This is a genomic window from Myxococcus llanfairpwllgwyngyllgogerychwyrndrobwllllantysiliogogogochensis (assembly GCF_006636215.1).
Classification (GTDB): domain Bacteria; phylum Myxococcota; class Myxococcia; order Myxococcales; family Myxococcaceae; genus Myxococcus; species Myxococcus llanfairpwllgwyngyllgogerychwyrndrobwllllantysiliogogogochensis.
This window is the reverse complement of the sequence record NZ_VIFM01000019.1, coordinates 72469-77671: the sequence shown is the minus strand read 5'-3', so window position 1 is coordinate 77671 and position 5203 is coordinate 72469. Positions and strand designations below refer to the sequence as shown.

Annotated in this window: 3 protein-coding genes and 1 pseudogene; 3 read left to right on the top strand and 1 reads right to left on the bottom strand. The window is 70.6% G+C overall.

Annotated elements, in window-relative coordinates; genetic code table 11:
• Positions 1–663, bottom strand: a pseudogene (locus tag FJV41_RS07200) (hypothetical protein); the annotation flags it as partial.
• Positions 664–940: 277 nt separating this feature from the next.
• On the opposite strand from FJV41_RS07200, the gene FJV41_RS07195 reads away from it, so the two are divergent.
• Genes FJV41_RS07195 through FJV41_RS07185 form a run of 3 tightly spaced genes read left to right on the top strand, consistent with a single transcriptional unit; the run spans position 941 to position 4953 of the window.
• Positions 941–1969 carry an AAA family ATPase gene (locus tag FJV41_RS07195; RefSeq protein WP_141641671.1) on the top strand — a complete coding sequence of 343 codons (1029 nt, stop codon included), beginning with the start codon at positions 941–943 and terminating at the stop codon, positions 1967–1969.
• Between the two features lie 6 nt (positions 1970–1975).
• Positions 1976–2854, top strand: coding sequence for a DUF58 domain-containing protein (locus FJV41_RS07190; protein WP_141641670.1), 879 nt, complete (start codon positions 1976–1978; stop codon positions 2852–2854).
• Positions 2851–4953 (top strand): BatA domain-containing protein, encoded by a 2103-nt coding sequence (locus FJV41_RS07185; protein WP_141641669.1) that lies wholly within the window; start codon positions 2851–2853, stop codon positions 4951–4953. Before FJV41_RS07190 ends, FJV41_RS07185 begins: the two co-directional genes overlap by 4 nt.
• Positions 4954–5203: the final 250 nt, after the last annotated feature.

Below are 5203 nucleotides of genomic sequence, written 5' to 3'. Positions count from 1 at the left end.
CTCCCACTCCTCCCCCGCCACCACCACACCGCCGGCTAAATCCGCCGCCACCGCGTGCGCTTTCTGTCCCACGCGCTGCTGCCACGTCGCGCGCCCGTCCGCGTTGAAGCGCACCACGAAGCCGTCCTGCGTCGCCCCCAACCCGAAGTTCGCCGGGTAGAGAAACGCATTGCCCGTGAGGAACACCGCGCCCTCCGAGCCCGGCGACGCCGCCACGCGCAGGTCCGACAGCCGCTCCCGGGGGAAGTCCTGCACCCAGCGCGACGTCCCGTCCGGCGCGTACCGCGCCAATTCCACCGCCAGGAGCTCCCCCTCCACCGGCTCGCGGTCCCCGTCCTGCCGGGGTGTCTGGGACACCACCATCACCACGTCCCCGCCTCGGCCCACGGAGACCCCCGTGGGCGTGTCGTCCTGAGGGCCTCCCACCCGGGTCTCCCAGAGGGTGCCCTGGGGCAGCACGCCCTCGGACGGCGAGGTCGACTCCGTGGGGGGTGCTCCTGGCCCGGAGGGCGACACCCCGTCAGGGGCCGGTGAGGCGGTCTCCCCGGAGGGCTCGGCGGCGTCCTGCTCGGAGCCACACGCCATCCCGGCCCCCCAGAGGAGGGCCACGGGCCCCAGAATCCGCCAGCCGTGGAACCAACGTCCCGCTCGCTCAAACCGCATGCGCGCACCCCGGAGACGGCCGCCGTCCGTCGGAGGCCGGATCTCCGGAGACGGTAAGCAGCGTGTCCGCGAAGCGGCATTCCCCCTGCCCCTCGGGGGGCTGGTCCCGCTCGGGGGGCGTGCAGGCGCGAGGGCTGGAGGCCCCTGAGAAGCCTCCTCCAGAGTGTATGGCAGCGGAATAGCCCCCCGCTCCAACGGTTGCCACCTCACGACTCGGCTGCTCGGAAGGAGGAAACCGTTGGTCCGGGCGCCGCCCGCGAATTAAGAGACTCCTTCCATGGAAAGCGCCGCCCCCGCCCCACGTCCCGTGCCCGACCCCTCGAGCGACGACCTCCGCGCAGTCGAGGAGCTCGCCGAGGCTCGAAACGCCATCGTCGGCCAGATTGAGAAGCGCGTCGTCGGCCAGCGGGAAGTCGTCGAGCACCTGCTCATCTCGCTCTTCAGCCGGGGCCACTGCCTCTTCGTCGGCGTGCCCGGCCTCGCCAAGACGCTGCTCATCTCCACCTTGGCGGACGTCCTCAACCTCTCCTTCAACCGCATCCAGTTCACTCCGGACCTGATGCCGTCGGACATCACCGGCACGGACATCCTGGAGGAGGACCGCACCACCGGCCGGCGCAACTTCCGCTTCGTGCAGGGGCCGCTGTTCGCCAACATCATCCTCGCGGATGAGGTGAACCGCACGCCGCCCAAGACGCAGGCCGCGCTGCTCCAGGCCATGCAGGAGTACCGCATCACCGCGGGCGGCCGGACGTATCCGTTGGATTTGCCCTTCCTCGTCTTCGCCACCCAGAACCCGATTGAGCAGGAAGGCACGTACCCGCTTCCGGAAGCGCAGTTGGACCGCTTCATGTTCCTCGTCGACGTGGGCTACCCCACCGCCGAGGAAGAGGTGCAGATCGTCAAGAGCACCACGGGCGGCGAGCAGCCGAAGCTGGAGAAGATTCTGTCGCCCGAGCGCATCCTCGCGCTTCAGGAGCTGGTGCGGCGCGTGCCGGTGCCGGACCACGTGGTGCGCTTCGCGGTGGAGCTGGTGCGCAACACCCGCCCCAAGGAGCCCGGCGTGCCGGACTTCGTGGCGAAGAACGTGTCCTGGGGCGCGGGCCCTCGCGCCAGCCAGTACCTGGTGCTCGCGGCGAAGGCGCGCGCGATTCTCCACGGCCGCTTCGTGGCCACGGTGGAGGACGTGCGGGCGCTGTCGCGGCCGGTGCTGCGTCACCGCGTGCTGCCCAACTTCACCGCGGAGAGCGAGGGCATCACCTCCGTGAAGCTCATCGACCAGCTCCTCACGGTGGTGAAGGGCTAGCGCCGCGTGCTGCTCGATGCCCAGACGCTGGCCCGCCTCAAGGGCGTGAAGCTGCGTGCCCGCGCGGTGATGGAGGGGGTGCTGTCCGGCCTCCACAAGAGCCCCCACCAGGGGCAGAGCGTGGAGTTCGCCGAGCACAAGGAATACGCCCCCGGCGACGAGCTGCGCCACCTGGACTGGAAGGCCTACGGCAAGTTCGACAAGTACTACGTCAAGCGCTTCGAGCACGAGACGAACCTGCGTTCGGTCATGGTGGTGGATGCGTCCGCCTCCATGGGCTACGGCAGCGGCGCGTTGAACAAGCTGGAGGTCGCCACCACGCTGGCGGGAGCGCTGTGCTACCTGCTGGTGCGTCAGCAGGACGCGGCGGGGCTGGCGCTGCTCACCGGCGGCAAGTGGAAGGACGTGCCGCCGCGCGCTTCGGCGGGCCACCTCAACGTGCTGCTGGAGACGCTGGACGCCACGACGCCGGGCGGAGGCACGGACCTGGGCAGCGCGGCGGACCACCTGGCGGAGGTGCTGCCCCGGCGCTCCACCGTCATCGTCCTGTCGGACCTGCTCGACGAGAAGCAGGACGCGCTCAAGCGGGTGCTCGCGCTGCGGCAGCGCAAGAACGACGTGTCGCTGTTCCATGTCGTGGACCCGGCGGAGCTGACGTTCCCCTTCGATGACCCCACGCTCTTCCTGGACATGGAGGGTGAGGGCCGCATCGAGGTGAATCCGCGCGAAATCAAGGAGAGCTACCTGGAGGAGTTCCACGCCTTCCTGGCCAGCGTGAAGGCCTCGTGCGCGGAGGCGGACGTGGACTACGAGCTGGTGCGCACCGACGAGAAGCTGGACGACGTGCTGCTGCGCTACCTGGGGCGACGCGGGAGGCGCGGGTGACGTTTGGCAATCCGTGGATGCTGCTGGGCGCGCTGGGCGCGCTCATCCCCCTGCTGGTGCACCTGTTCGACCGACGTCGGCCGCGTCCCCATCCGTTCGGCCCGCTGGCCTTCGTGCTGCGCAGCCAGAAGCGCACCGCCAGCCGACTCAAGCTCAAGCGCCTGCTGTTGTACGCGCTGCGCACGCTCATCCTGCTGGCGATTCCCATCGCGCTCGCCCGGCCGGAGCTGAGCCGCGACGCACACGCCGCGCAGGTGGTGAAGGGCCCGGCCGCCACGGCCATCATCCTGGACGCGTCGCTGTCCATGCGTTGGACGGACGGGACGTCGCTCTTCGAGCGAGGACGGGACGAGGCGCGCGACGCGCTCAAGGACCTGCTGCCCGAAGAGCCCGCCACGGTGCTGGTGTGCACCAGCTCCCCCGCCGCGCCTCCGCCTCCGGGGTTCGACCGGGCGCGGCTGCGCGGACTCGTGGATGAAGCAAAGCCGACCTACGGGGCGGCGGACCTGTCGCGGTGCATGGAGATGGCGTCGCGCTCGCTGGAGGAGAACCCCATGGCCGCCAAGCGGCTGGTGGTGGTCTCCGACATGGCGGCCTCGGCGTTCCGGCTGGAGGCGCCGCCGCCCACGGTGAAGGGCCCCACCGGGGCGCCGGTGAAGCCCGAAGTCGTGCTGCGCGACGTGGCCGAGGGACGCGAGGCGCTCAACAACCACGCGATTGTGGACCTGAAGGTGGAGCCCGCGCTCCAGGCGGGGCCGCGCTCGTTCCAGTTCACCTTCACGGTGCGCAACTTCGGGACAGAGGCGGCCAAGGACTTGGAGGCCGCGGTGCGCACGGGCGAGACGACGCTGGCCAAGGGCTTCGTCGACGTGCCCGCGGGTGGCACCACGCAGAAGGCGCTGACGGTGCGCTTCCCACAGGGTGGCACGGTGGTGGGCCAGGTGACGCTGGCGTCGGACTCGCTGGCGGAGGATGACCGACGGGCGTTCGTGTTGCCGGTGCCCAAGGCGCTCAAGGCGCTGGTGGTGAATGGCGCGCCCCATGCGACGCGCTACCGCGACGAGGCGTTCTTCGTGGACGCGGCGCTGACGGCGCCCGGCTCTCCGGTGGAAGTCGCGGTGCGTGACTCGGAGGTGGGGCTGCGCGAGGACTTCGCCGCGTACGACCTGGTGCTGCTGTTGAACGTGCCGGCGCCCAGCCCGGAGGAGGCGGCTCGGCTGGCGGCCTTCGTGGAGAACGGCGGCGGGCTGTTCCTGAGCATGGGCGACCGGGTGAACACGGAGGACTACAACCAGCGGTTGGGGGCGGTGTTGCCCAGGCCGCTGCGTGTGGTGCGCACCAGCGCGGAGCGCGAGACGGACCCGGAAGCGGAGACGAAGGCGGCGCGGCTGGCGCAGGTGAAGCAGGAGCACGTGCTCTTCTCGCCCTTCACGGGGCGGGCGGAGGAGGGGCTCATCGGCGCGCGCTTCTACCGGTACGTGTTGCTGGAGGCGGACAACCCGGCGTCGCCCGGCGCGAGCCAGGTGCTGGCCACGTACGAGGACGGGGCGCCCGCGGTGGCGGTGATGCGCAAGGGCAAGGGCCGCGTGGCCATGTTCACCAGCACGGTGGACCGTGACTGGAGTGACTTCGCCATCCGCACCAGCTTCCTGCCGCTGATGCAGCGCTTCGCGGCGTACCTCACCGGCTCACTGGAGGAGCGCGAGGAGGTGCGCGTGCGCGTGGGTGAGCAGGTAACGCTGCGGCCGGAGGGCTCTCAGAAGGTGACGGCGGTGAAGGCGCCGGATGGGAGCGAGCTGCCGGTGAAGGAGCAGCCGGATGGCTCGGTGGTGGCGGGGCCGGTGCTGGAGCCGGGGGCGTACTCGGTGCTGGGCGCGGACGGGAAGATGCAGCCGGCGCTGTCCTTCGCGGCGATGCTCGACCCGGCGGAGAGCGACTTGACGCGCGTGCCACAGGACACCCTCACCGCGTACTTCGGTGAGGAGACGGTGAAGGCGTCCAGCGGTGACGAGGACCGGCCGACCGTGCCGCTGTGGACGTGGCTCATCCTGGCCGCGTGCGTCGCGTTCTTCTTCGAGGGGACGCTGCTGCGCAAGTAGCTCCCGACACGCGTGCCCACGCGGACTGTCGCGTGGGGTGCATGCCGCCGTGCTGAAGGCAGACGTGGTGTGACTGCGTGAATCCCTGGGCGCGACGTCGCGAGGCCCACGCGGAGCCGCCATCACGTCCTGTGTTGGCCTTGTGATTGGACGGTGTCACCGCCCTGCTCGGATGTCAGTTGGAGACGACAGTCCCGGAGCCCAGGCGGTTCATCGCCCGGACTCCTGGCGCGCGTCACACAGGCGGGTG

Excerpts from the sequence above, each read along its gene's own strand:
- FJV41_RS07195 (WP_141641671.1), top strand. The coding sequence starts at position 941 with ATGGAAAGCGCCGCCCCCGCCCCACGTCCCGTGCCCGACCCCTCGAGC.